The 22,072-nt window shown below is 68.9% G+C and carries 19 protein-coding genes; 1 reads left to right on the plus strand and 18 read right to left on the minus strand.

Features of this window, described 5'->3' with window-relative positions; translation table 11 throughout:
* The first annotated feature begins 11 nt into the window (after positions 1 to 11).
* Positions 12 to 623 carry an NAD(P)-dependent oxidoreductase gene (locus tag ACKI2N_RS11770; RefSeq protein ID WP_420996640.1) on the plus strand — a complete coding sequence of 204 codons (612 nt, stop codon included), beginning with the start codon at positions 12 to 14 and terminating at the stop codon, positions 621 to 623.
* Between the two features lie 38 nt (positions 624 to 661).
* Here the strand turns inward: ACKI2N_RS11770 and oxlT are convergent, their stop codons facing one another.
* The 18 genes from oxlT to rlmN form a co-directional block, all read right to left on the minus strand.
* On the minus strand, positions 662 to 1,954 hold the full coding sequence (gene oxlT, locus ACKI2N_RS11775; RefSeq protein WP_420996639.1) for an oxalate/formate MFS antiporter: 1,293 nt from the start codon (positions 1,952 to 1,954) through the stop codon (positions 662 to 664).
* Between the two features lie 166 nt (positions 1,955 to 2,120).
* A complete protein-coding gene (locus tag ACKI2N_RS11780) occupies positions 2,121 to 3,686 on the minus strand; it encodes a gamma-glutamyltransferase family protein (protein ID WP_420996735.1) in 1,566 nt (521 codons plus the stop codon).
* A gap of 276 nt (positions 3,687 to 3,962) precedes the next feature.
* Complete coding sequence (locus ACKI2N_RS11785) at positions 3,963 to 4,712, minus strand: GntR family transcriptional regulator (protein ID WP_420996638.1); 750 nt, start codon at positions 4,710 to 4,712, stop codon at positions 3,963 to 3,965.
* A 19-nt stretch (positions 4,713 to 4,731) separates the two neighbouring features.
* Positions 4,732 to 5,295 (minus strand): phosphoribosyltransferase, encoded by a 564-nt coding sequence (locus ACKI2N_RS11790; RefSeq protein ID WP_420996637.1) that lies wholly within the window; start codon positions 5,293 to 5,295, stop codon positions 4,732 to 4,734.
* Between the two features lie 143 nt (positions 5,296 to 5,438).
* Complete coding sequence (locus ACKI2N_RS11795) at positions 5,439 to 6,779, minus strand: adenylosuccinate synthase (RefSeq protein WP_420996636.1); 1,341 nt, start codon at positions 6,777 to 6,779, stop codon at positions 5,439 to 5,441.
* 164 nt (positions 6,780 to 6,943) lie between these two features.
* Positions 6,944 to 8,098 (minus strand): ATP phosphoribosyltransferase regulatory subunit, encoded by a 1,155-nt coding sequence (locus ACKI2N_RS11800; RefSeq protein ID WP_420996635.1) that lies wholly within the window; start codon positions 8,096 to 8,098, stop codon positions 6,944 to 6,946.
* Positions 8,099 to 8,320: 222 nt separating this feature from the next.
* Entirely contained in the window at positions 8,321 to 9,229 is a 909-nt protein-coding gene (gene hflC / locus ACKI2N_RS11805; protein ID WP_420996634.1) for a protease modulator HflC, read from the minus strand.
* An 11-nt stretch (positions 9,230 to 9,240) separates the two neighbouring features.
* On the minus strand, positions 9,241 to 10,632 hold the full coding sequence (gene hflK, locus ACKI2N_RS11810) for an FtsH protease activity modulator HflK (RefSeq protein WP_420996633.1): 1,392 nt from the start codon (positions 10,630 to 10,632) through the stop codon (positions 9,241 to 9,243).
* A 104-nt stretch (positions 10,633 to 10,736) separates the two neighbouring features.
* The gene (gene hflX / locus ACKI2N_RS11815) at positions 10,737 to 11,981 is read right to left on the minus strand and encodes a GTPase HflX (RefSeq protein ID WP_420996631.1); all 1,245 of its coding nucleotides are present in this window, start codon (positions 11,979 to 11,981) and stop codon (positions 10,737 to 10,739) included.
* Between the two features lie 302 nt (positions 11,982 to 12,283).
* Positions 12,284 to 12,523: an RNA chaperone Hfq gene (gene hfq / locus ACKI2N_RS11820; protein WP_017229727.1), complete on the minus strand. Its 240-nt coding sequence runs from the start codon at positions 12,521 to 12,523 to the stop codon at positions 12,284 to 12,286.
* 208 nt (positions 12,524 to 12,731) lie between these two features.
* On the minus strand, positions 12,732 to 14,075 hold the full coding sequence (der, locus tag ACKI2N_RS11825; protein ID WP_420996630.1) for a ribosome biogenesis GTPase Der: 1,344 nt from the start codon (positions 14,073 to 14,075) through the stop codon (positions 12,732 to 12,734).
* 225 nt (positions 14,076 to 14,300) lie between these two features.
* On the minus strand, positions 14,301 to 15,479 hold the full coding sequence (gene bamB, locus ACKI2N_RS11830) for an outer membrane protein assembly factor BamB (RefSeq protein WP_420996629.1): 1,179 nt from the start codon (positions 15,477 to 15,479) through the stop codon (positions 14,301 to 14,303).
* Positions 15,480 to 15,577: 98 nt separating this feature from the next.
* The gene (locus tag ACKI2N_RS11835; RefSeq protein ID WP_420996628.1) at positions 15,578 to 16,210 is read right to left on the minus strand and encodes a YfgM family protein; all 633 of its coding nucleotides are present in this window, start codon (positions 16,208 to 16,210) and stop codon (positions 15,578 to 15,580) included.
* A gap of 87 nt (positions 16,211 to 16,297) precedes the next feature.
* Positions 16,298 to 17,689 (minus strand): histidine--tRNA ligase, encoded by a 1,392-nt coding sequence (gene hisS / locus ACKI2N_RS11840; RefSeq protein WP_420996627.1) that lies wholly within the window; start codon positions 17,687 to 17,689, stop codon positions 16,298 to 16,300.
* Positions 17,690 to 17,729: 40 nt separating this feature from the next.
* Positions 17,730 to 19,022, minus strand: a complete 1,293-nt coding sequence (gene ispG, locus ACKI2N_RS11845; RefSeq protein ID WP_420996626.1) for a flavodoxin-dependent (E)-4-hydroxy-3-methylbut-2-enyl-diphosphate synthase — start codon at positions 19,020 to 19,022, stop codon at positions 17,730 to 17,732.
* A gap of 61 nt (positions 19,023 to 19,083) precedes the next feature.
* Positions 19,084 to 20,094, minus strand: coding sequence for a helix-turn-helix domain-containing protein (locus ACKI2N_RS11850; RefSeq protein WP_420996625.1), 1,011 nt, complete (start codon positions 20,092 to 20,094; stop codon positions 19,084 to 19,086).
* Positions 20,087 to 20,866 carry a type IV pilus biogenesis/stability protein PilW gene (gene pilW, locus ACKI2N_RS11855; RefSeq protein WP_420996624.1) on the minus strand — a complete coding sequence of 260 codons (780 nt, stop codon included), beginning with the start codon at positions 20,864 to 20,866 and terminating at the stop codon, positions 20,087 to 20,089. The genes ACKI2N_RS11850 and pilW overlap by 8 nt, the downstream gene beginning before the upstream one ends.
* Positions 20,863 to 22,032: a 23S rRNA (adenine(2503)-C(2))-methyltransferase RlmN gene (gene rlmN / locus ACKI2N_RS11860; RefSeq protein WP_420996623.1), complete on the minus strand. Its 1,170-nt coding sequence runs from the start codon at positions 22,030 to 22,032 to the stop codon at positions 20,863 to 20,865. The genes pilW and rlmN overlap by 4 nt, the downstream gene beginning before the upstream one ends.
* Between the last annotated feature and the right edge of the window lie 40 nt (positions 22,033 to 22,072).

The following is a 22,072-nucleotide window of genomic DNA, read 5'->3' on the forward strand; positions in this document are numbered from 1 at the left end:
AGGAGCTGGACATGAAGATCGCAATCATCGGCGCCACCGGACGCGTCGGCACCCGCCTGATCGACGAAGCGCTGCGCCGCGGCCACACCGTGACCGCCATCGCGCGGCAGGCCGACAAGCTGCCGGCGCAGCCGGACCTGACCACCCGCAACGCCGACGTGGCGGACACCGAGGCGCTGGCCGCCGCCATTGCCGGCAACGACGTGGCCATCAGCACGGTGCGCTTCGAACAGACGAAGGCCGCGCAGATCGTCGGCGCGGTCAAGGCCGCCGGCGTGCCGCGCCTGCTGGTGGTGGGCGGCGCCGGCAGCCTCTACGTGGCGCCCGGCGTGCAGCTGGTGGACACGCCGGGATTCCCCGACGCGTACAAGCCGGAAGCGCTGGCCGGCCGCGACTTCCTCGACGCCCTGCGCGCCGAAACCGAGCTCGACTGGACCTTCCTGTCCCCGGCCGCGCTGTTCGAGCCGGGCACCCGCACCGGCACCTGGCGCACGGGCGGGGAAACCCTGCTGTCCGACGCCTCGGGCAAGAGCTGGATCTCGATGGAGGACTACGCCATCGCCATGCTCGACGAGGTGGAAAAGCCCGCGCACCCGCGCCAGCGCTATTCGGTGGCTTACTGAGCAAGCCGCCGGGGGCGGCAGGCTGCCGCCCCGCCCGCTCAGCCGGCCGGCCGCGCCAGGTAGCTGCGCCGCGCGGGCTTGAGCACCGCGATGGCCAGCAGCGCGGTCGCGATGTCGAGCGTGATGGCCACGCCGAAGACCGGCATCCAGCTGCCCAGCCGCTCATGCATCAGCGCGGCCAGCGGGCCGCCGAAGATCGAGCCGATGCCCTGCGAGATATACAGCCAGCCGTAGTTGGTGGTGGCGAAGCGCGTGCCGAACGTATCGGTCAGCGTGGAGGGAAACAGCGAGAAGATCTCGCCCCAGCCCAGGAACACCACGCCCGACAGCAGCACGAAGAGCACCGCGTTCTCGCGCGTCAGCAGCCACAGCGCCATCGCCACGCCTTCCAGCGCGAAGGCGAAGCACATCGTGTTCTCGCGTCCCCAGCGGTCCGAGACCCAGCCGAACAGCGGCCGCGTGAGCCCGTTGGTGAAGCGGTCGAGCGTCAGCGCCAGCGGCAGCGCCGCCATGCCGAGCACGGTGGCGCCGGTCACGCCGAAATCCTTGGCGAAGGCAGCCATCTGCGAAGTCACCATCAGGCCCGAGGTGGACATCATGGTCATCATGCCGAACAGCAGCCAGAACAGCGGCGTGCGCAGCATTTGGCGCGTCGGCACGTCGGCGACGGCGTGCGCCGCGCGTCCTTCCTGGCCATGCGCGGGCGCTGCCGGCGCGTGCGCGGCCGGCGCGCGCAGCCCTTGCGAGGCAAGGAAGCCGATCACCGCGAACAGCAGGCCGAACTGCCACAGCGTGGACTCCAGCCCCTTGCCGGCGAGCGCCGCGGCAATCGGGAACGTGGTGACGATCGCGCCCATGCCGTAGCCGGCCGCGACCATGCCCACCGCGAAGCCGCGGCGGTCCGGGAACCAGCGCACCATCTGGCCCACCACGCCGACATAGACGATGCCGGTGCCCAGGCCGCCCACCACGCCGTAGCACAGATAGAGCATGCCCAGGCTCTGCACCTGCGACGCCAGCACCCAGCTCAGCCCCGACAGCACCGTGCCAAGCGCGATCAGCCGACGCGGCCCGAAGCGCTCGATCAGCGCGCCCTGGAACGGCGAGAAAAACGTCTGCAGCACGATCAGCAGCGAGAAGGTGACCTGCAGCTCGGACAGCGGCACGCCCAGCTTGGCGGCCAGCGGCTTGGTAAACAGGGTCCAGACATATTGCGGGCTGGAGATCGCCATCATGCACGCCACGCCCAGCGCGAGCTGGATCCAGCGCGTGCGCGCCGATGGCAAGGCGGGCGACAAGCCGAGTACTGCGTTATCTGCAACGGAACGCATCGAACCACTCCTTGAAACGGACTTCGGGAAAACCGGGGGCGCGCCTGCCGCGCTCGCCCCGGGACAGCAGGCCCGGGAAAACCGGCGCAAGCACAGACGCCGGCGGCCGGGACCTGCAGGAAAACGAAGGGGTGCCGCGGCACCCCGCTCATCTGCCGAGGCGCGCCTACCAGCCGGCCACGCTGCCGTCGCTGCGCGGATCGGAGCCGCCCTCGTAGAGGCCATCCGGCTGCAGCAGGATCGCGCCCGCATGCCCCATGGTCTCGTCGTACGGCTTGAGGATTTCGACCTCGTGGCCGAGCTGGCGCAGCGCGTCGCAGGTCGCCGCGGGAAAGCGCGCCTCGAGCTTCAGGGTGTCGCTGGTCTGGCCCCAGGTACGCCCCAGCAGCCAGCGCGGCGCATCGATGGCGGCCTGCGGGTTCATGCCGAAATGCGCGATGCGCGAGAACACCGCGCTCTGCGACTGCGGCTGGCCGTCGCCGCCCATGTTGCCGTAGACCAGCGTGCGGCCGTCGGCCAGGCGCGCCAGCGCCGGATTGAGCGTATGGAACGGCTTGCGGCCCGGCGCCAGCGGATTGCGCGCGGCGGGATCCAGCGAGAAGCTGCAGCCCCGGTTCTGCCAGTTGACGCCGGAGGCCGGCAGCACCACCCCGCTGCCGAACTCGTGGTAGATGCTCTGGATGAAGCTGACCGCCACGCCGTCGCCGTCGATCACGCCCATCCAGACGGTGTCGGCGGGCCCCAGGCCGTTGCCCCAGGGCAGCACGGCGTCCGGGCGGATGCGCGCCGCGGCCGCGTCCAGCCAGGGCGGCGCCAGCAGATCGCGCGGATCGATCTCCATATGAAGCGGATCGGTGATGTGGCGGTCGCGCACGCCGAAAGCCTGCTTGGTCGACTCCACGCAGGCGTGGACGAACGGCGCGCCGAGCGGATCCATGCCGCTGTCCAGCAGGCGGTCGAGCTGGCCCAGGATCAGCAGCGAGACCAGGCCCTGCGTCGGCGGCGGCATGTTGTAGACGGTGCCGCGCGAATGCGCCAGCGCCAGCGGGGTCTTCCACACGGCCCGGTGGGACTGCAGGTCGCCGAGCGTGAGCGGGCTGCCGACGGCGGCGAGGTCGCGCGCCATGCCGTGCGCAAGGTCGCCCTGGTAGAAGTCGTCCAGCCCCGCGCGCGCGAGCTGTTCCAGCGTGGCGGCCAGGCGCGGTTGCCGAAAGCGGCTGCCGGGCGCCGGCACGCCGTCGGCGAGGAAGGTTTCGGCAAAGCCCGGGATGCCCGCCAGCTCGGCTTGCTTGGCCGCCACGCAGGCCGACTGGCTGTGGGTGACGGGCACGCCCTCGCGGGCATAGACGATGGCGTCGGCCAGCAGGCGCGACAGCGGCAGGCGCCCGCCGAGGGCCTCCTGCGACCAAGCCCGGGCGGCATTCCAGCCGGAGATGGTGCCCGCTACGGTGTTGGCCGCCAGGCCGCCGCGGAACGGGATCGCGGCCAGGCCTGCGTCGCGGTAGCGCGCGATGGTGGCCGCGCCGGCCGCCGCGCCGCAGGCTTCGAGCCCGCGCGGCGCCTCGCCCGGCCGGGCGATCAGCCAGAAGCTGTCGCCGCCGATGCTGTTCATGTGGGGATAGGCCACCGCGATGGTGGCCGCCGCGGCGATCATCGCCTCGACCGCATTGCCGCCTTCGCGCAGCACGGCGAGCGCGCTCTGGGATGCCAGTGCATGTGGCGCCACGGCCATGCCGCGGCTGCCGCGGATCGGATTCAGGTGAAAACTCATCGTGCCCTGCGATTTATGTATACATAAACGGATTCGCAGGAAGCATCGCAACATGCGTGCCACGGCCCGGCCGGAATGGGCCAGGCGCGCGGCGACGGCCCGGCCGCGGCCATGAGCGCGGCCCGGAAAGCGTTTGCCGGCGCGCCAATCGCGCCTGGCGGGGGTGTCGGGGAAGGTGTCGGGCAGGAGGCCAGCGGCTGGCTGTCCCCCCCGATCAGAGGCGGGGAAAGGCCGGCGTCAGCCGAAACGCCTGCGCCGCGGCGGTGCGCCTGGCGATACCGGCAGCACAAGGCTGGTGCGGATCTGCTCGAGGCGCTCGGCGGTCAGGCGGCTCACTTCGGCGCGGCCGTCTTCGATATGCGAAGCCAGCAAGGCAACGGCGCGCGCGCCGTCGCGCGCGGCCACGGCATCCAGGATGCCGGCGTGCTCGTCATAAGTCAGCTCGACCCGGTCGCCGTAGGCGAAATCCAGCCGGCGGATGATGCGGATGCGGTCGGTCACCTGCTGGTGGACCGCGGCGGCCTCCGGGTTGCCGGCCGCGTGCATCAGGGCGAGGTGGAAGCCCTCGTCGAGCCGCGCCACCTCGTTGCCGTCGGCCAGGCGCTCGGCGCGCGGCACGCGCCAGATGGCGTCCTGCCGCGCCAGCGCGGCGAGATCGGTCTGCCGCGCGGCGGGCTGCTGGCACAGGCGTGTGACCGCGTGGGTTTCGAGCACGGTGCGCAGTTCATAGAGCGCTTCGAAGCGGCCCAGGTCGAGCGGCACGACTTCCCAGCCGTTGCGGTAGTAGCCGCGCACCAGGCCGTCGCTCTGCAAGCGCTGCAGCGCCTCGCGCACGGGCGTGCGCGAAATGCCGAGCCGCTCGGCGACGTCGTTTTCCGTGAAGCGGTCGCCCGGCAGCAGGCGGAAGGCAAAGATATCGTCGCGCAGGCTGTGATAAGCCGCTTGCGAACGCGATGCCCGTGCGGCGACGGCGCCCTGCCCGCTCATGTCCGCGGCGCTCCCGGCGTCAGGCCTGCGAGCCGCCGTCGGCCGCGCGCTTGCCGCGCTTGAGCCAGGCCGCGAGGTTGTGCGGGCGCAGCGTGTCGTACTCTTCGAACGGCTGGTGGATCCAGGGATTGGTCGGCAGGAAGGTCACGTGGTAGTCCGGCTTGACCTTGGAGCAGGCCTTGTACCAGAGCACCGAGGAGCGGACTTCGGTCACGGCGGGATAGCGCTCCTTCAGGTGGCGGCCGACGCGCTCGAGCGTGACGCCGGAATCCACCAGGTCGTCGACCAGCAGGATCTTGCCGGACAAGTCGCCGCGGGTCATGGTGATGTATTGCGCGATATCGAGTTCGCCCTGCTGCGTGCCGGCCGCCTCGCGGTAGCTGCTGGTGGCCAGGATGGCCAGCGGCACGTCGAAGATGCGCGACATCTGGTCGCCCACGCGCAGGCCGCCGCGCGCCAGGCACAGGATCTTGTCGAACTTCCAGCCCGACTCATGGACGTTCAGGGCGAGGCGCGCGATCAGGCTGTGGTATTCGTCCCAGGAAATCCACAGGTTTTCGTCGTCGTTCGATGGCAGGGTCATGGTTCTGGTAGCCTCTTCCGGCTCTTCGGCTTGGGGTCTGTCGACCGATAATGTTTCGGCCCGCTTGCGCGGGCCGATTTGCTATTGTGCTGCGGGCGCCTTGCCGGCGCCCTGCCACCGCGCCCTCCCGGGCGCGCGCGGCGTCAGGCCACGTACGGGTGGCGCAGCAGGATGGTTTCGTCGCGGTCCGGACCGGTCGAGATCATGTCGATCGGGATGCCGACCACTTCCTCGATGCGCTTGAGGTAGACGCGCGCCTGTTCCGGCAGCGCATCCCAGGTCTTCACGCCGAAGGTGGACTCGTTCCAGCCCGGGAATTCCTCGTACACCGGCACGCAGCGCGCCACCGCATCCGAGCCGCGCGGCAGGATGTCGACGGTCTTGCCGTCGAGTTCGTAGCCCACGCACAGCTTGATGGTCTCGAGGCCGTCCAGCACGTCGAGCTTGGTCATGCACAGGCCCGACACGCCGTTGATCTGCACCGAGCGCTTGAGCGCGGCGGCGTCGAGCCAGCCGGTGCGGCGCGGGCGGCCGGTGACCGAGCCGAATTCCTTGCCGACGTTGGCCAGGCGCACGCCGACCGCATCCTGGCGGGCGGGATTGTCGTTGTCGTACAGCTCGCTGGGGAACGGGCCCGCACCCACGCGGGTGCAGTAGGCCTTGGTGATGCCCAGGATGTAGTTCAGGCGGCCCGGGCCGACGCCGGCGCCGGCGGCGGCCGCGCCGGCCACGCAGTTGCTGGAGGTGACGAACGGATAGGTGCCGTGGTCGACGTCGAGCAGCGTGCCTTGCGCGCCTTCGAACATCAGGTTGTCGCCGGCGGCGTTGACCGCGTAGAGTTCCGCGGACACGTCGGCCACCATCGGCGCCAGGCGCGGCGCGTAGGCCAGCATCTCGTCCAGGGTCTGCTGGAAGTCCACCGCTTCGGCGCCCAGGTACTGGGTCAGCATGAAGTTGTGCAGGTCCAGGTTTTCGCGCAGGCGCTCGGCGAAGGCCTTCGGATCGAACAGGTCCTGCACGCGCAGCGCGCGGCGGGCCACCTTGTCTTCGTAGGCCGGGCCGATGCCGCGGCCGGTGGTGCCGATCTTGCCGGCGCCGCGGCGCGTTTCGCGCGCCTTGTCGATGGCGACGTGGTACGGCAGGATCAGCGTGGTCGCTTCGGAGATGCGCAGGCGGTTCTGCACCTGCAGGCCGGCGCTTTCCAGCTCCTCGATCTCGCGGAACAGCGCCTCGGGCGACAGCACCACGCCGTTGCCGATGTAGCAGACCGTGCCGGCGCGCATGATGCCCGAGGGAATCAGCCGCAGGATGGTCTTCTTGCCGCCGATGATGAGGGTGTGGCCCGCATTGTGGCCACCCTGGAACCGCACCACGCCCTTTGCATGATCGGTAAGCCAATCGACGATTTTCCCTTTGCCTTCGTCACCCCACTGGGTGCCGATCACGACGACATTGCGTCCCTGGCTTACTGCAGAAGCGGACATGTTGATTTGGTCAGAAGGTTAAAAACGTATTTTACTCTCGTTGCCGGACAACTCCCCGTTTTTGGGAATCCGGCCGACAACGGGCTTGAAACCGCGCCGGAACGCTGTTAAAGCGCCCGGCGCGCGCGATATGGTTGCACCAGGACGAGGCGAAGCGGCCTGGCTCAGGCGCGTGGCACCACCGTCCAGCCGCCGTCCTGGCGCACCAGTTGGCGGTCGCAGTTGAACTCGTCGAGCTGGTGCGTATGGCCTGGCAGCGACTGGATCACGATCTCGCCCTGGGCGCGCAGCGCGGCGATCTTGCCGCGCAGCTCGGGATCCGCGTCCCATGGCGCAAAGATGGCGAAAGCCCGCACTTCCAGCGGCGACAGCGCGGCGACTTCACGCAGATCGAGCGAGAATCCGGTGGCCGGCCGCGCGCGGCCGAACGCTTCGCCGACCTTGTCGTAGCGCCCGCCGCGGGCCACGTAGTTGGGCAGGCCGGCCACGTAGGCGGTGAACATCACGCCGCTGTGGTAGTGGTAGCCGCGCAGGTCGGACAGGTCGATATTGACGCTGGCCCCGCTTACCTCGGCGGCCAGCGCGGCCAGTTCGTCCAGCGCGCGCGCGATGGCCGGGCTGGCCGGCAGCGTGGCGCGGGCGCGCTCCAGCACCTCCACCCCGCCATACAGCGTGGGCAGCGCCAGCAGCGCCTCGCGCTCGGCCTGCGGCATGCCTTCGGTCAGCTCGCGCAGCGCCGACACGTCCTTGGTCTCGAGCGCGGCGAACAGTGCGTCCTCGATCTTGCGGCTGGACGGCAGGCCGTCGAGCAGCGCCTCGAGGATGCCGGCGTGGCACAGGTCCAGGCGCACGTCGGTCAGCCCCGCCACCTGCAGCGCGGCCAGCATCAGCGCCTGGATTTCCACGTCGGCCTCGAGGCCGGCATGGCCGTAGATCTCCGCGCCGACCTGGATCGGCTCGCGCGTGGCGCGGAAGCCCGCCGGGCGCGCGTGCAGCACGTTGCCGGCGTAGCACAGGCGGGTCACGCCGGAGCGGTTGAGCAGGTGGGCGTCGATGCGGGCCACCTGGGGCGTGATGTCGGCGCGCAGGCCCATGGTGCGCCCGGACAGCTGGTCCACCAGCTTGAGCGTGCGCAGGTCGAGATCGTGGCCGGTGCCGGTCAGCAGGGACTCGAGGTACTCCAGCATCGGCGGCATCACGAGCTCGTAGCCGTAGGTGCGGAACAGGTCCAGCATGCGGCGGCGCAGCTCTTCGATCTTGCGGGCCTCCGACGGCAGCACGTCGGCGATGTTTTCAGGCAGAAGCCAGTGGTTGGACATGGTAAATCTCTTCACGTCGGTTGCCGGGCCCCCTGCGGGGCGCCCGTTGAATGTCGTTGGCGCTGGCGCGCGTGCCGGCTGCCGGTCACCCGGCGCAGGCGCCGTGCGGCGGCCGAGGCGCCCGGCCAGGGCTCGCATCGCGGCCCTCCAGCCGGACAAAACCCCGGCAAGCCGGGGTTTTGTCCTCGCGCCCGGCGGCCGTGGCCGCCCAGCGTGGCCCTGCTAGCGGCGCCCCGCGGCGGGCGCCGGGGCCGGCGCCGGCGCGCCTCCGGGCGAGCGCATGTAGCGGAAGAAGTCCGAATTGGGCTCCAGCACCAGCACGTCGCGCTTGTCGCGGAAGGTATTGCGGTAGGCCTCCATGCTGCGCCAGAACTGCGCGAACTGCGGATCGCGGCCGAATGCGTCGGCGTAGATCTGCGAAGCCTGGGCATCGCCGTCGCCCTTGATCTTCTGCGCGTCGCGGTAGGCCTCGGCCAGCACGACCTCGCGCTGGCGGTCGGCGTCGGCGCGGATCTTCTCGCCCTCGGCCGCGCCGGTGGAACGCAGCTCGTTGGCCACGCGCTTGCGCTCGGCTTCCATGCGGCGGTACACCGATTCGCTGATCGCGGGCAGCAGGTCCACCCGCTTGAGGCGCACGTCGATGATCTCCACGCCCACGGACTGGGCGTAGTCGGCCATCGCCGAACGGATGTTCTGCATGACCTTGTCGCGCTCGCCGGCGACCACGTCGGCCACCGTGCGCTTGCCGAATTCCTCGCGGGCGACGGAGTCGATGCGCTGGGTCATGCGGTCCTGCGCGCTGCGGATATTGCCGTTGAAGGCCACGAAGAACTTGCGCGGATCGGTGATGCGCCATTTGACGAACCAGTCCACCACCATGCTCTTCTTCTCGGCGGTCAGGAAACGCTCGGACGCGGCCACGTCGATGGTCAGCAGGCGGCGGTCCATGAAGACCACGTTCTGCAGCGGCGGCGGCAGCTTGAAGTGCAGGCCGGGCTCGCGCACCACCTGCTTGATCTCGCCGAAGGCGAAGACCACCGCGTATTGGCGCTGGTCCACCACGTACACCATCGAGGAGCCGATCGCCAGCACGATGAAAAGGCCGATGACAATCGAAATCAGTCGGTTCATGTCGGGGCTCCTCAGCGCGAATCGCGGTCGCGGCTGCGCAGCAACTCGCGCGACCGGTTGTCGCCGTTGGCGTCGGGCACCGGCGCGGGAGCGCTGCCGGTGGCGGGAGCCGGCGCGGCGCCGGCGGCCGCGGCGCGCGGATCGGACTGCGCCTGCGACATCAGCTTGTCCAGCGGCAGGTAGAGAAGATTGTTGCCCTGGCGCACGTCCACCAGCACCTTGGTCGAATTGGTATAGATCTGCTGCATGGTTTCAATGTAGAGGCGGTCGCGCGTGACTTGCGGCGCCTTGGCGTATTGCGTCTGGACCTGCTGGAAGCGCGCCGCGTCGCCCTCGGCCTGGTTGACCACGCGCGACTTGTAGGCCAGCGCCTCCTCGTTCAGGCGCGCGGCCGTGCCCTTGGCGCGCGGGATCACGTCGTTGGCGTAGGCCTGGCCTTCGCTGATGGCGCGCTCGCGGTCCTGGCTGGCCTTGTTGACGTCGTCGAAGGCGGCCTGCACCTGCTCGGGCGGCTGCACGCTCTGCACGTTGACCGAGATCACGCGGATGCCGGTCTTGTAGGCGGACAGGATGGACTGGATCGACTTGGCGAGGTTCTGCGCGATCTGCTCGCGGTTCTCGTACAGGACGGAGTCCATCTTGTTGCGGCCGACGATCTCGCGCACCGAGGTCTCGGCGGCCTGCGTCACCAGTTCTTCGTCGCCGCCGCGGTCGGTCTTGTTGAAGAACAGGAATTCCTGGGCGTCCTGGATGTCGTACTGCACCGTGAAGCGGACGTCGATGATGTTCTCGTCCTGCGTCAGCATCGACGCATCCTTCAGGTTGCTGTCCTTGATCGAGGTCGAGCGGCCCACTTCCACCGAGCGCACGCTCGACAGGTTGACGATCTCGGCCGACTGGATCGGGTACGGCAGGCGCCAGTTGATGCCGGGGCCGGTGGTGTACTTGAACTTGCCGAACTGCAGGATCACCGCGGTCTGGCCTTCCTGCACCATGAAGAAGCCGCTCGCCAGCCAGATGCCGATGGCGGCGATCACCACCACCCCGGCGCCCACGCCCGAGCCCTTGCCCGGCGTGCGCGCGCCGCCGCCAAAACCCTGGTTGCCGCCGCCACCGTTGTCCTTGCGGCCGAGCAGGCCGTTCAGGCGGCGGTTGAAGTCGCGCCAGAGCTCGTCGAGGTCGGGCGGGCCGTCCTGGGGAGGCCGCTGTTGCTGCTGGCGGTTGTTGTCCTTGTCCTTATCCTTGTCTTCATCATCGCCCCGACCCCAACGTGGATCGTTCAACGACAGGATCGCGCGCAGACGCTGCCACGCCGACCGCCCAGGGGCGGCGTTGCCGGCGCGGCCACCAGCGTGGCCGCCGAAGGCATGGCTCGATTCAGGATTCCGGGGAAACTGGGGCATGAAGTGCACGGGTCCGGGATAGTTGGAACAGAGGGATTCTAACAGTCATCGACGCCACATTTTCCTATTTGGGGCAATCTGGCGCCGATTTCCGCCGAACCGGCTTACAGCGTGTCGGGTTCTTCCCGGCCGGCGCCGGCTTCGGCGTCGTCCGGGATATCGTCCGCGTCGTCCAGGCGCTCATGCCCGTCGGCGAAGCGCGGGTCCAGCGGCGCGCGCTCGGGCGGCTGCTCGGCCAGCCAGCGCGCCGCTTCCACGATCGCCTCGCGCAGGGCCTCCAGGCCGACGCCTTCGCGCGCGCTGACGAACACGCGCACCGGCACGCCTTCTTCATTGCGCTCCACGCGCGGGCCCTGTTCCAGCAGCTCCGGCGCGGCATCGATCTTGTTCATCACGACGATCTGCGGGATGTCGTCGGCATTGATTTCAGCCAGCACGCGGTTGACCTGCTCGACCTGCTCGTGGCGCACCGGGCTGGAGGCATCCACCACATGCAGCAGCAGGTCGGCGTGCACGGTTTCTTCCAGCGTGGCGCGGAACGCCGCCACCAGCTGGGTGGGCAGGTCGCGGATGAAGCCGACCGTGTCGGACAGCACCACGTTGCCCAGGCCTTCCAGGTAAAGCCGGCGCGAGGTGGTATCGAGCGTGGCGAAGAGCTGGTCGGCGGCGTAGGCGCGCGCCTTGGTCAGCGCGTTGAACAGGGTCGACTTGCCGGCATTGGTATAGCCGACCAGCGAGATGCTCAGCGTCTCGTTGCGCGCCCGCGCGCGGCGCTGGGTGCTGTGCTGGCGCTGCAGCCGGGACAGGTCCGACTTCAGGCGCTTGGCGCGTTCGTCCAGCAGGCGGCGGTCCAGTTCGAGCTGGCGCTCGCCCGGGCCGCCGCGCATGCCGATCCCGCCCTTCTGCCGCTCCAGGTGGCTCCAGGCGCGGACCAGCCGCGAAGCCTGGTACTGGACCTGGGCCAGCTCGACCTGCACCTTGCCGACGTGGCTCTGCGCGCGCTGGGCGAAGATATCGAGGATCAGGCCGGTGCGGTCGATCACGTGGCGCTTGAGGAAGCGCTCGAGGTTGCGCTGCTGCGCCGGGCTCAGGGTGTGGTTGAACACCACCACGTCCGCGTCGAGCGCGTCGGCGGCCTCCTTGAGTTCTTCCGCCTTGCCGGAGCCGATGAACAGCGCCGGATCCGGGCGCGAGCGCCGGCCGGTCAGCATGTGCACAGGCGTCGAGCCGGCGGTGGACGTCAGCAGCGCCAGCTCGCTCAGGCTTTCCTGGAAATCATGCTTGCCGAAATCGACGCCGACGAGGATGGCGCGGGAAGACTCGGAATTGGAGGTAGCTCTAGATTGCAAACGGGAGGATCGCGAAGCGCGAAAAGGAAAACGGTGGAAACCGGCCGGGGGCGTGGCTGGTGCCGCGAGGCAAGGACCTGCCCCGGGATGCGCGAGACGGCGGAAGACGATCCGCGGCAGCCTGCACCAGGGTAAGGCATCGTCCGTGGCATATCCATATGCATGCCTGCGGAGCGACCGGATGGCCGGTGTCGTTTTTGGTGTCGCGCCAGGATTTCAGGCCCCGGCGCGGCACCGGTTTGCGGTGGCCGTGCCGCAATTGCGGCGAGCCAGCCGGAAACATCGGAAATAACGGTAAAGGATCAGCCCTCGGCCGTATCGTCCACGCGGAAATTCACGGCACGTGCGGGCACGACGGTGGAGATCGCATGCTTGTAAACCATCTGCGTCACGGTGTTGCGCAACAGGACGACGTACTGGTCGAACGACTCGATATTGCCTTGCAGCTTGATGCCATTGACGAGGTAGATTGAAACCGGCACGTGCTCTTTGCGCAGCGCGTTCAGGAACGGGTCTTGTAGCAATTGCCCTTTGTTGCTCATGGCACACTCCAAAATTATAGATTTAGTGATGGATGATGGGGACGATCGTCCCCGATTCAAGTCGAGCGGCGCAAACCGCGCCAAAAAAAGATCAAAACGGTACCAAGCTAGCATCGTCTCGCAGGGAACCCCCTGCTACCGAGAATTTAGCCTCAGTTCCAAACGAACGCAAACGAAACTTGCCCGCCCGGCTGCCCCGCTGCCCGACTCAATCCTTCGAGTCCGCATATGGGTTTTTGTTCGTGCGAAATTCGATGCGCAGCGGCGTGCCCTTGAGCTTGAAGGCCGTGCGGAAGCGATTTTCGAGATAGCGCCGGTAGCTGTCGGCGATGCCCGACAACGAGTTGCCGTGCACCACGATGATCGGCGGGTTGGAGCCACCCTGGTGCGCATAGCGCAGCTTGGGGCGGGTCGCGCCGACGCGCCGCGGCTGCTGGAACTCCACCGCTTCCTGCAGGATCCGCGTGAGCTGCGGGGTGGGCAGCTTGACCATCGCCGCGGCGTAGGCCTCGTCCACCGAGCGCAGCAGCGCGCCGATGCCGGTGCGCTCGCGCGCCGACACGAAGTGGAAATTGGCGAAGTCGAGGAACTGCAGCTTGCGCTCGAGGTCGTGCTTGATGCGGTCGCGCGCATGGCCGTCGAGGCCGTCCCACTTGTTCACGCCCACCACCAGCGCGCGGCCCGATTCCACGATGAAGCCGGCGATATGCGCGTCCTGCTCGGAGACGTCCTGCTGGGCGTCGAGCAGCAGCACCACCACGTTGGCGTCGGCGATGGACTGCAGCGTCTTGACCACCGAGAACTTCTCGATCGCCTCGAACACCTTGCCGCGCTTGCGCAGCCCGGCGGTGTCGATCAGCGTGTAGGGCTTGCCGCCGCGCTCGAACTCCACATAGATGGCGTCGCGCGTGGTGCCGGGCATGTCGAAGGCGATCACGCGCTCTTCGCCGATCAGCGTGTTGACCAGCGTGGACTTGCCCACGTTGGGGCGGCCCACGATGGCGATCTTGACACCGCGCTGCGCGTTCTCGTCTTCCTCGGCCAGCTCCGGGCGCTCCTTGACCGCCAGTTCCAGCGCCTCGTCGACCAGTTCGCGCACGCCGTCGCCGTGCGTGGAGGAGATGGCATAGGGGTCACCCATGCCGAGCTCGTAGAACTCCGCCGCCACGGTGGTGTACTTCATGCCCTCGGCCTTGTTCACCGCCAGCATGACGCGGCGCCCGGTCTTGCGCAGGTAGTCCGCGATCACGCGGTCCTGCGGCGCCAGCCCGAGGCGGCCGTCGACGAGGAAGATCACCACGTCGGCCTCGACCACCGCCTGGCGGGTCTGCTTGGCCATCTCGGCCACGATGCCGTCCTTGGCCACCGGCTCGAAGCCGCCGGTATCGATGGCGATGAACGGCCGGTCGCCGATGCGGCCTTCGCCGTAGTGGCGGTCGCGCGTGAGCCCGGGCAGGTCGGCGACGAGGGCGTCGCGCGAGCGGGTCATGCGGTTGAATAGCGTCGACTTGCCCACATTGGGGCGGCCGACCAGAGCGATAACTGGTTTCATGCAATAAACGGAAATGGGGGCCGGCTGGTGCCGCCCCCCAGGAACTCCGGAGTGATGTGGGTCCGACGGCCGGGCGCCGCGCGCCTGGCCACGTTTCCTGTCGGGCAACCGGGCTGGCCTTGCAGCCCGGCCTCGTTCACCTGCATGATCCGCCGGATCATGCTACCGGATCGGCGCGGCCCGTGCCGACAGGTGCACGGGCCGCGCCTTCATTGTCGCGGCGCCTCAGTCCGGCACGAAGCCGTAGAGGTTGCCGTCGCGCGTCTGTATCACCATGGACGCGCCCGCCACCACCGGCGCGGCGGTAATCTCGCTGCCGTCGGTCTTCAGGCGGGCCAGGAACTGGCCATCCTCGCGCGAAAGGAAATGCACGTAGCCTTCATAGTCGCCCATCACCACCGAGCGGCCCAGCGCCAGCGGCGCGCCGAGACGGCGGTACAGCAACTGGTCGTTCTTCCAGCGCTCGTTGCCGTTCTGGCGGTCGAAGGCATGCACGACCGAGCGCTCGTCGCTGGCATACAGCGAGGTGTCGTCCTGCGTCGGGCCGGTGGGCGACGAGAAATCCTTGCCCCACTGCGGCTGGCCGTTGGCCAGTTCGAGGCAGGCCACGCGGCCCTGGAAGGTGGTGGCGCACACCTGGCGGCCATTGACCATCGGCTGGCCGGTGACGTCGTTGAGACGCTCGATCTCCGACACGCCCTTCGGGTAGGACACCGTGCTTTCCCAGCGCAGCACGCCGTTGCCCGGGGCCAGCACGCCGAGCTTGCCGCCCGGGAAGCCCATCACGATGCCGTCGCCGGCGAACACCATCCCCATCGCCGCGCGCAGGTTGAGCGGGGTCTGCGAGCGCTGGTAGATCCAGCGGCGCTCGCCGGTCTGCGCGTCCAGGCCCAGCACGCGGGTATCGGTAGTGCGCACCACCACCAGGCCGTTGCCGACCAGCGGCGCGGACAGGACCTCGCCGTTGACCTGCTTCTTCCAGATCTGCTTGCCGCTGTTGTCGAAGGCGAACACGGCGCCCTTCTCGCCCGCCACCGCGGTCACCGAGCCGTCGCTGCCGGGGCCGCTGGTCAGGTCGATGTCGGTCCTGGCTTCCCACAGCGTGCGACCGGTGTTGCCGTCGAACGCCATCACCTTGCCGCCGTTGGATGACGCGTAGACGGTGGTGCCGGCCACGATCGGCTGCAGCGAGTACGGGCCGCTCTTGCCGACGCTGGCCTTCCAGGCCTGGCGCACCGACAGGGTCTGGGTGACCGGCTTGAGTTCGACCGGCGTGCGCTTGTCACTCTTGCTGAACAGCGAGCAGCCGCCAAGGGTGGCGGCACAAGCGGCGGCCACCACCAGGGCGCGGACGAAATTGCCGTGTTGCTGGTTCCTGGCCGTGCCGGAAAACGATGACGTCATGAGGTTCCGATCCTGAATTGGGTTGAAACGCAAAACCGCGGACACGCCGCACGGGCCGGCGGCATGTCCGCGCGCCCGTGCGCCGCGCAGCGCCGCCCTCAGGCGGTGCCCAGCGCGTCGAGCTTGAACTGGATGATCTGGCGCATGGCGGCGTCGTTGGCGCTGAGCTTGTCGAGCGCCTGCCGGTACGCCGCGCGCGCATCGGCGCGCTTGTCCTGCGCGGCCAGCAGGTCGCCGCGGCGGTCGGCGTACAACGCCACGAACGGTGCGGGCGGCTCGTCCTTGAGCAGCGCCAGGCCCTGGTCATAGGCCTTTTCGTCGAGCAGCACGCCGGCCAGGCGCACGCGCGCCAGGTGGGCGTATTCGCTGTCGCCATGGTCGACCGCCCACTGCAGCTGGGTCTTGGCGCCGGCCAGGTCGCCCGCATCGTACAGCACCTTGGCCGCCACCAGCGCGGACATGGGGCCGTAGGCGGTCTTGCCGAACTTCTGCTCGAGGTCGCCGGCGGCGCGCTTGATGCGCTCCGTGTCGCGGCCTTCGGCGGCCTTGATGACCTGTTCGTACAACAGCGCGGCTTCGCCCGACTGCTTGCGCTGCCAGTAATTCCAGCCGCTCCAGGCGGCAAAGGCCAGCAAGCCGGCAATCAGCGCCCAGGTCACGGTATTGCCGTACTGGCGCCACCAGGCCTTGAGGCTCTCAAGCTGTTCCTGTTCTTCTAGATCGTAAGCCATGTCGAGGGATCCACCCGCGTGTGTTTGTCTGAGCGGGGCCGCGCCGCGGCCCCTGGTCGTGCTGCCTCGTGCTGCCGGGACGGCGCCTTATTCGCTCGCGCCAACCATGGCGTCGATGATGTGGCTGACCAGATCCTGCGCCGGCACGGTCGCCTGCGCGCCGCCGCCTTCGCCCTGCGCGCCCTGGCGCAGGTCCTTGACCTGGGCGGTGCCGGCCGCCACTTCGTCGTCGCCAATGATAACGGCATAGGCCGCGCCACTGGCATCGGCGCGCTTCATCTGCGACTTGAAGCTGCCGCTCTTGCCGTCCGGCGTGGCGTGCAGCAGCACGTCCAGGCCGGCATCGCGCAGGCGCTCGGCGGCGATCATGGCCTGCTCGGCGGCCGCCTCGCCCTGGTGCACCAGGTAGACGTCGCAGCCCTCGGCCTCGGGCACCAGGCCTTCCTCGCGGATCAGCTCGATGATGCGCTCGATGCCCATCGCCCAGCCGCAGGCCGGCGCCGGCTTGCCGCCCATCTGCGCGATCAGCGGGTCGTAGCGCCCGCCGCCGGCGATGGTGCCCTGCGCGCCGAGCTTGTCGGTGATCCACTCGAACACCGTCAGGTTGTAGTAGTCCAGCCCGCGCACCAGGCGCGGGTTGATCTTGAACGGGATGTTGTTGGCCTTGAGCAGGCGCTGCACGCCTTCGAAGTGGGCCAGCGACTCCTCGCCCAGGAAATCGATCAGCTTGGGCGCGCCGGCGGCCATTTCCTGCAGCGCGGGGTTCTTGGTGTCGAGCACGCGCAGCGGGTTGGTGTACAGGCGGCGCTTGCTGTCCTCGTCGAGGATGTCCTGGAAGCCTTCCAGGTACTTGATCAGCTCCTCGCGGTGGGCGGCGCGCTCATGCGCCTGGCCCAGCGAGTTCAGCTCCAGCCGCACCCCGACCAGGCCCAGGTCGTCCCACAGGCGCTGGCACATCAGGATGATCTCGGCGTCCACGTCCGGGCCGGCAAAGCCGAGGGCTTCGGCGCCGAGCTGGTGGAACTGGCGGTAGCGGCCGCGCTGCGGGCGCTCGTGGCGGAACATCGGGCCGGTGTACCACAGGCGCTTGGGGCCGTCGTACAGCAGGTTGTGCTCGATGGTGGCGCGCACCGCCGCGGCCGTGCCCTCGGGGCGCAGCGTGAGCTGCTCGCCGTTGAGGGAGTCGGTGAAGGAATACATTTCCTTCTCGACGATGTCGGTCACCTCGCCGATGCCGCGCACGAACAGCTGCGTATGCTCGACGATGGGCGTGCGGATCTGCTGGTAGCCGTAGGCGCGCAGCATGGCGCGCGCGGCGTTCTCGAAATGCTCCCACAGCGGCGCGTCGGCGGGCAGCATGTCGTTCATGCCCTTGACGCCCTGCAGGGCCTTGGCGGCCTTGCCCTTGCCGTCGGCCCTGCTCTCTGCCTTGTTGTCGGCCTTGCTTGCGCCGGCCGCCGGATTCACGGGTTGATTCATGTTCTGTTGTCTTTCCCTGTGGTGTCCTGTCCGCGACGGATCAGGCCGCCACCTCATTGCCTGCGCGCCCGGCGTTGCTGCCGTAGTGGGAGCGCACGTAGTCGTCGACGATCGCCTGGAACTCCTCGGCGATGCGCTCGCCGCGCAGGGTCTTGACCTTGACGCCGTCGACGAACACCGGCGCGGCCGGCGATTCGCCAGAGCCCGGCAGCGAGATGCCGATGTTGGCATGCTTGCTTTCGCCCGGACCGTTCACGATGCAGCCCATCACGGCCACGTCCATCTCTTCCACGCCGGGGTATTCGGTCTTCCACACCGGCATCTGCTCGCGCAGGTAACCCTGGATGCTGGCCGCCAGTTCCTGGAACGTGGTGCTGGTGGTGCGGCCGCAGCCCGGGCAGGCGATCACCATCGGGGTGAAATTGCGCAGGCCCATGGTCTGCAGGATTTCCTGCCCCACGTAGACTTCCTTCTCGCGCGGCGCGCCGGGCTCCGGCGTCAGCGAGATGCGGATGGTGTCGCCGATGCCTTCCTGCAGCAGCACCGACAGCGCCGCGGTCGAGGCGACGATGCCCTTGCTGCCCATGCCGGCCTCGGTCAGGCCCAGGTGCAGCGCGTAGTCGCAGCGCCTGGCCAGCTCGCGGTACACCGCGATCAGCTCCTGCACCTGCGAGACCTTGCACGACAGGATGATCTGGTCGCCCGACAGGCCGATCTCCTCGGCCTTCTTCGCCGACTCGATGGCGGAGGTGATCAGCGCCTCGACCATCACGTTCTGCGCGGGCCACGGCTGCGCGCGCTGCGCGTTCTCGTCCATGATGCGCGCCAGCAGCGACTGGTCCAGGCTGCCCCAGTTCACGCCGATGCGCACCGGCTTGTCGTAGCGGATGGCCATCTCGATCATCTGCGCGAACTGCGTGTCGCGCTTCGCGCCCTGCCCCACGTTGCCGGGGTTGATGCGGTACTTCGACAGCGCCGCGGCGCACTCGGGATAATCCTGCAGCAGCTTGTGGCCGTTGTAGTGGAAATCGCCCACCAGCGGCACGTTCACGCCCATGCGGTCGAGCTGCTCGCGCACGGCGGGCACCGCGGCCGCGGCCTCGGGAGTGTTGACCGTGATGCGCACGATCTCGGAGCCGGCGCGCGCCAGTTCCTTGATCTGGATCGCGGTACCGATGGCGTCCACCGTGTCGGTATTGGTCATCGACTGCACGCGCACGGGCGCGCCGCCGCCGATGGTGACCACGTTGTCGCCCCACACCACGCGCGCCTGGCGCGTCATGCGGCGGGGCAGCGGGCCGGGCAGTACCGGCATACAGTCCTGTTGATTCATAGCATTACCACCTTCACCTTGCCTCGCCCCGCGCGCCGCGCAGGGCTGGGAGAAACGGTATTCAGGGCAGCGTCAGGCGCGCCACGTTGTTACGGTTCGAGGCCGCCAGATCGACCGGCGAGCCATTGCGGGTGAGCGATTCGACGCCCTTCACATTGCCGATCACCACCTTGTAGGGGGGCGTGCCGCCGCCGCTCAGGTCCTGGCCGGCACGCGCGGTGCCGCCCAGGATGACCTTGCCGCTGCGGTCGCGGATCTCGTACCAGGTATCGGCGGCGAAGCGGATGCGCAACTCGCCGCTGCCTGCCGCGGCCGGTTCCGCGGGCGCGGCAGTCGCGGCAGGTGCCGCGGTCGCCGCCGGAGCCGGGCTCGCGCTGACAGGCGCGGCTGCCGGCGCGGGCGCCACGGGCGTTGCCGCCTCGGCTGCCGCCGGGCCGCTGGCAGCTGGCGCCTCGGAAGGCGCGGGAGAATCGGAAGCCGACATCACCGGCGGCAGCGCCGCCGTGACGGTGCCGGGTTCGCCGCCCTGCTGCGCCGTGGCCTCCACCGCGGGCGGCGCGCTCAGGCCGTCCTTGCGCGCTTCGAGCCATTGCTTGAAATGATCCACGCCGAACAGGGCGCCGCCGCCGATCAGGGCCACCACCAGGGCCAGCCAGATCCAGCGCCCGCCGGAGCCGCTCGAGCCGAAGCGGTTGCGGTCGTCGAAGCTCTCGTTGAGGCCGCCCTCGCGGCGCATGCCGATCTCCACCACCGGCACCGCCTGGGCGTGGAAACGCGCGAGCAGCGCGTCGATATCGATATGGAGCATGCGGGCATAAGCGCGCATCACGCCCTTGGCGAAGGTCACGTCCGGCAGCGCGGCGACGTCGCCCTGCTCGATGGCGGCCAGCTTGTGCGCGGCCACCTTCAGCCGCGCGCTGACGTCTTCCAGCGAGAAACGCTGATCCTTGCGCGCCTGCGCCAGGCGTTCGCCGATCTCGCGCGCCACCGCCTCGCGGCCGGCGCCGGCGGCAATGCCGCCCGCGTGCCCGGTCGCCGCAGTCTGGCCTTCGGCGCGCTCTTGCTCACTCATCCCATGCTCCTTGTTCGTATGCGGTCAACTCACGCGAGTCGGGGAAACGGCTGCGCAACTGGCCCACCAGGGCATTCTGCGCCGCGACGTCGCCCTGGCGGCGGGCAATGCGCGCACCCAGCCAGAGGGATTGCGCGCTGACGAAACTGCTGTTGTTGACGCGCGCGGCATATTCCTGCGCCCGCGCGTAGTCGCCGCGCTGGTAGTAAAGCAGCGCGAGGTTGCTGTTTACTTCGGGGTTGTTGCGGTCGTAGCGCAACGCGCCGAACAAGCTCTTTTCCGCGGCCTCGCCGTCGCCGTTGCGCAGCTGGCAGGCGCCGAGGCTGGTCAGCGGCTTGACCGGGCCGCTCGCCGACGGCGCCGACATCGCGCGCTGCAGGTAAGGCACCGCCTCCCGGTAGCGCCCGTTCAGGCACAGGAACCAGCCGTAGTTGTTGAGCACGTCGCCGTCGTCGGGGCGCATCGACAGCGCGCTGCGGAAGCTGTCCTCGGCCAGCGCGCGCTCGTTCATGTTCATGTAGACCAGCGCGCGGATATGGTACGCGTCGACCAGCGTCGGGTCGAGGGCGATGGCCTGCCTGGCTTCTTCCAGCGCGACACTGTACTGGCCCGCCGACAGGTAGCTGGTGGCCAGCTGCAGGCGGATGGTGGCGCGCCGCGTGAGATCGGTCTGGTCAGACGTGGGCTGCTGGTCCGGCTTCGCCTGGGGCGGCAGCTGGCAGGCAGACAACATCATCAGTCCCGTCAGGACTGCGACTATCAGACGCGTCATGCAGGGCGAGCCTCCCGCGGCTGGCCGCCACCGGACGCACCGGCCACCGGCGCGGCGACGATCGGCGTGATCTTGCCGAACTTGCCGCGCTCGGCCAGGCGGGTGCGGTCCTTGACCTCGCCGGCGAGCTGGCCGCAGGCCGCGTCGATGTCGTCGCCGCGCGTCTTGCGGATGGTGGTGACGATGCCGGCATCCATCAGGACCTGGGCAAAACGGCGGATCTGCTCGTTGTTCGAGCGCTTGAGACCCGATTCCGGGAACGGGTTGAACGGGATCAGGTTGAACTTGCAAGGCACGTCGGCCACAAGCTTCAGCAGTTCCCGGGCATGCTCGACGCCGTCGTTGACGCCGTCCAGCATGCAGTATTCGAAGGTGATGAAATCGCGCGGGGCGAACTCGAGGTAGCGGCGGCAGGCCGCCATCAGCTCGGCCAGCGGATACTTCTTGTTGAGCGGCACCAGCATGTCGCGCAACGGATCGTTCGATGCGTGCAGCGAAACCGCCAGCGCCACCGGCAGGTCTTTCGAGAGCCGGTCCATCATCGGCACCACGCCGGAAGTGGACAGCGTCACGCGCCGGCGCGACAGCCCGTAGGCATTGTCGTCCAGCATCAGGCGCATGGCCGGGACCACCTGGTCATAGTTCAGCAGCGGCTCGCCCATGCCCATCATCACCACGTTGGAGATGACGCGGTCGTCCTTGGGGCCGCGGCCGAGCTGGGCGCGCATGGCGAACTCGGCCATCCATAGCTGGCCGATGATCTCGCCGGTGGTCAGGTTGCGCGAGAAACCCTGCTTGCCGGTCGAGCAGAAACGGCAGTTGACGGCGCAGCCGGCCTGCGAGGACACGCACAGCGTGCCGCGCGTCTCCTCGGGGATGTACACCGTCTCCACCGCGTTGCCGGCGCCGACGTCGAGCAGCCACTTGCGCGTGCCGTCGGCCGACAGGTGGTCGGTGATGACGGCGGGCGAGCGGATCTCGGCGCGCGTGGCGAGCTTTTCGCGCAGCGACTTGGCGAGATCCGACATGGCGTCGAAGCGGCTGGCGCCGAACTGGTGGATCCAGCGCTGCAGTTGCCGCGCACGAAACGGCTTCTCGCCGAGCTCGCCGCAATAAGCGGTGAGCGCGTCCGCATCCAGATCGAGCAGGTTGACGAGATCGTTCATGACGGCAGTATCGACTTCAAGGTCAGTCTAGTCCGGGGGA

The organism is Cupriavidus sp. 30B13 (assembly GCF_049059565.2).
Taxonomy (GTDB): Bacteria; Pseudomonadota; Gammaproteobacteria; order Burkholderiales; family Burkholderiaceae; genus Cupriavidus.

Excerpts from the sequence above, each read along its gene's own strand:
- ACKI2N_RS11770 (WP_420996640.1), top strand. The coding sequence starts at position 12 with ATGAAGATCGCAATCATCGGCGCCACCGGACGCGTCGGCACCCGCCTG.
- oxlT (WP_420996639.1), bottom strand. The coding sequence starts at position 1,954 with ATGCGTTCCGTTGCAGATAACGCAGTACTCGGCTTGTCGCCCGCCTTG.
- ACKI2N_RS11780 (WP_420996735.1), bottom strand. The coding sequence starts at position 3,686 with ATGGCCGTGGCGCCACATGCACTGGCATCCCAGAGCGCGCTCGCCGTG.
- ACKI2N_RS11785 (WP_420996638.1), bottom strand. The coding sequence starts at position 4,712 with ATGAGCGGGCAGGGCGCCGTCGCCGCACGGGCATCGCGTTCGCAAGCG.
- ACKI2N_RS11790 (WP_420996637.1), bottom strand. The coding sequence starts at position 5,295 with ATGACCCTGCCATCGAACGACGACGAAAACCTGTGGATTTCCTGGGAC.
- ACKI2N_RS11795 (WP_420996636.1), bottom strand. The coding sequence starts at position 6,779 with ATGTCCGCTTCTGCAGTAAGCCAGGGACGCAATGTCGTCGTGATCGGC.
- ACKI2N_RS11800 (WP_420996635.1), bottom strand. The coding sequence starts at position 8,098 with ATGTCCAACCACTGGCTTCTGCCTGAAAACATCGCCGACGTGCTGCCG.
- hflC (WP_420996634.1), bottom strand. The coding sequence starts at position 9,229 with ATGAACCGACTGATTTCGATTGTCATCGGCCTTTTCATCGTGCTGGCG.
- hflK (WP_420996633.1), bottom strand. The coding sequence starts at position 10,632 with ATGCCCCAGTTTCCCCGGAATCCTGAATCGAGCCATGCCTTCGGCGGC.
- hfq (WP_017229727.1), bottom strand. The coding sequence starts at position 12,523 with ATGAGCAACAAAGGGCAATTGCTACAAGACCCGTTCCTGAACGCGCTG.
- der (WP_420996630.1), bottom strand. The coding sequence starts at position 14,075 with ATGAAACCAGTTATCGCTCTGGTCGGCCGCCCCAATGTGGGCAAGTCG.
- bamB (WP_420996629.1), bottom strand. The coding sequence starts at position 15,479 with ATGACGTCATCGTTTTCCGGCACGGCCAGGAACCAGCAACACGGCAAT.
- ACKI2N_RS11835 (WP_420996628.1), bottom strand. The coding sequence starts at position 16,210 with ATGGCTTACGATCTAGAAGAACAGGAACAGCTTGAGAGCCTCAAGGCC.
- hisS (WP_420996627.1), bottom strand. The coding sequence starts at position 17,689 with ATGAATCAACCCGTGAATCCGGCGGCCGGCGCAAGCAAGGCCGACAAC.
- ispG (WP_420996626.1), bottom strand. The coding sequence starts at position 19,022 with ATGAATCAACAGGACTGTATGCCGGTACTGCCCGGCCCGCTGCCCCGC.
- ACKI2N_RS11850 (WP_420996625.1), bottom strand. The coding sequence starts at position 20,094 with ATGAGTGAGCAAGAGCGCGCCGAAGGCCAGACTGCGGCGACCGGGCAC.
- pilW (WP_420996624.1), bottom strand. The coding sequence starts at position 20,866 with ATGACGCGTCTGATAGTCGCAGTCCTGACGGGACTGATGATGTTGTCT.
- rlmN (WP_420996623.1), bottom strand. The coding sequence starts at position 22,032 with ATGAACGATCTCGTCAACCTGCTCGATCTGGATGCGGACGCGCTCACC.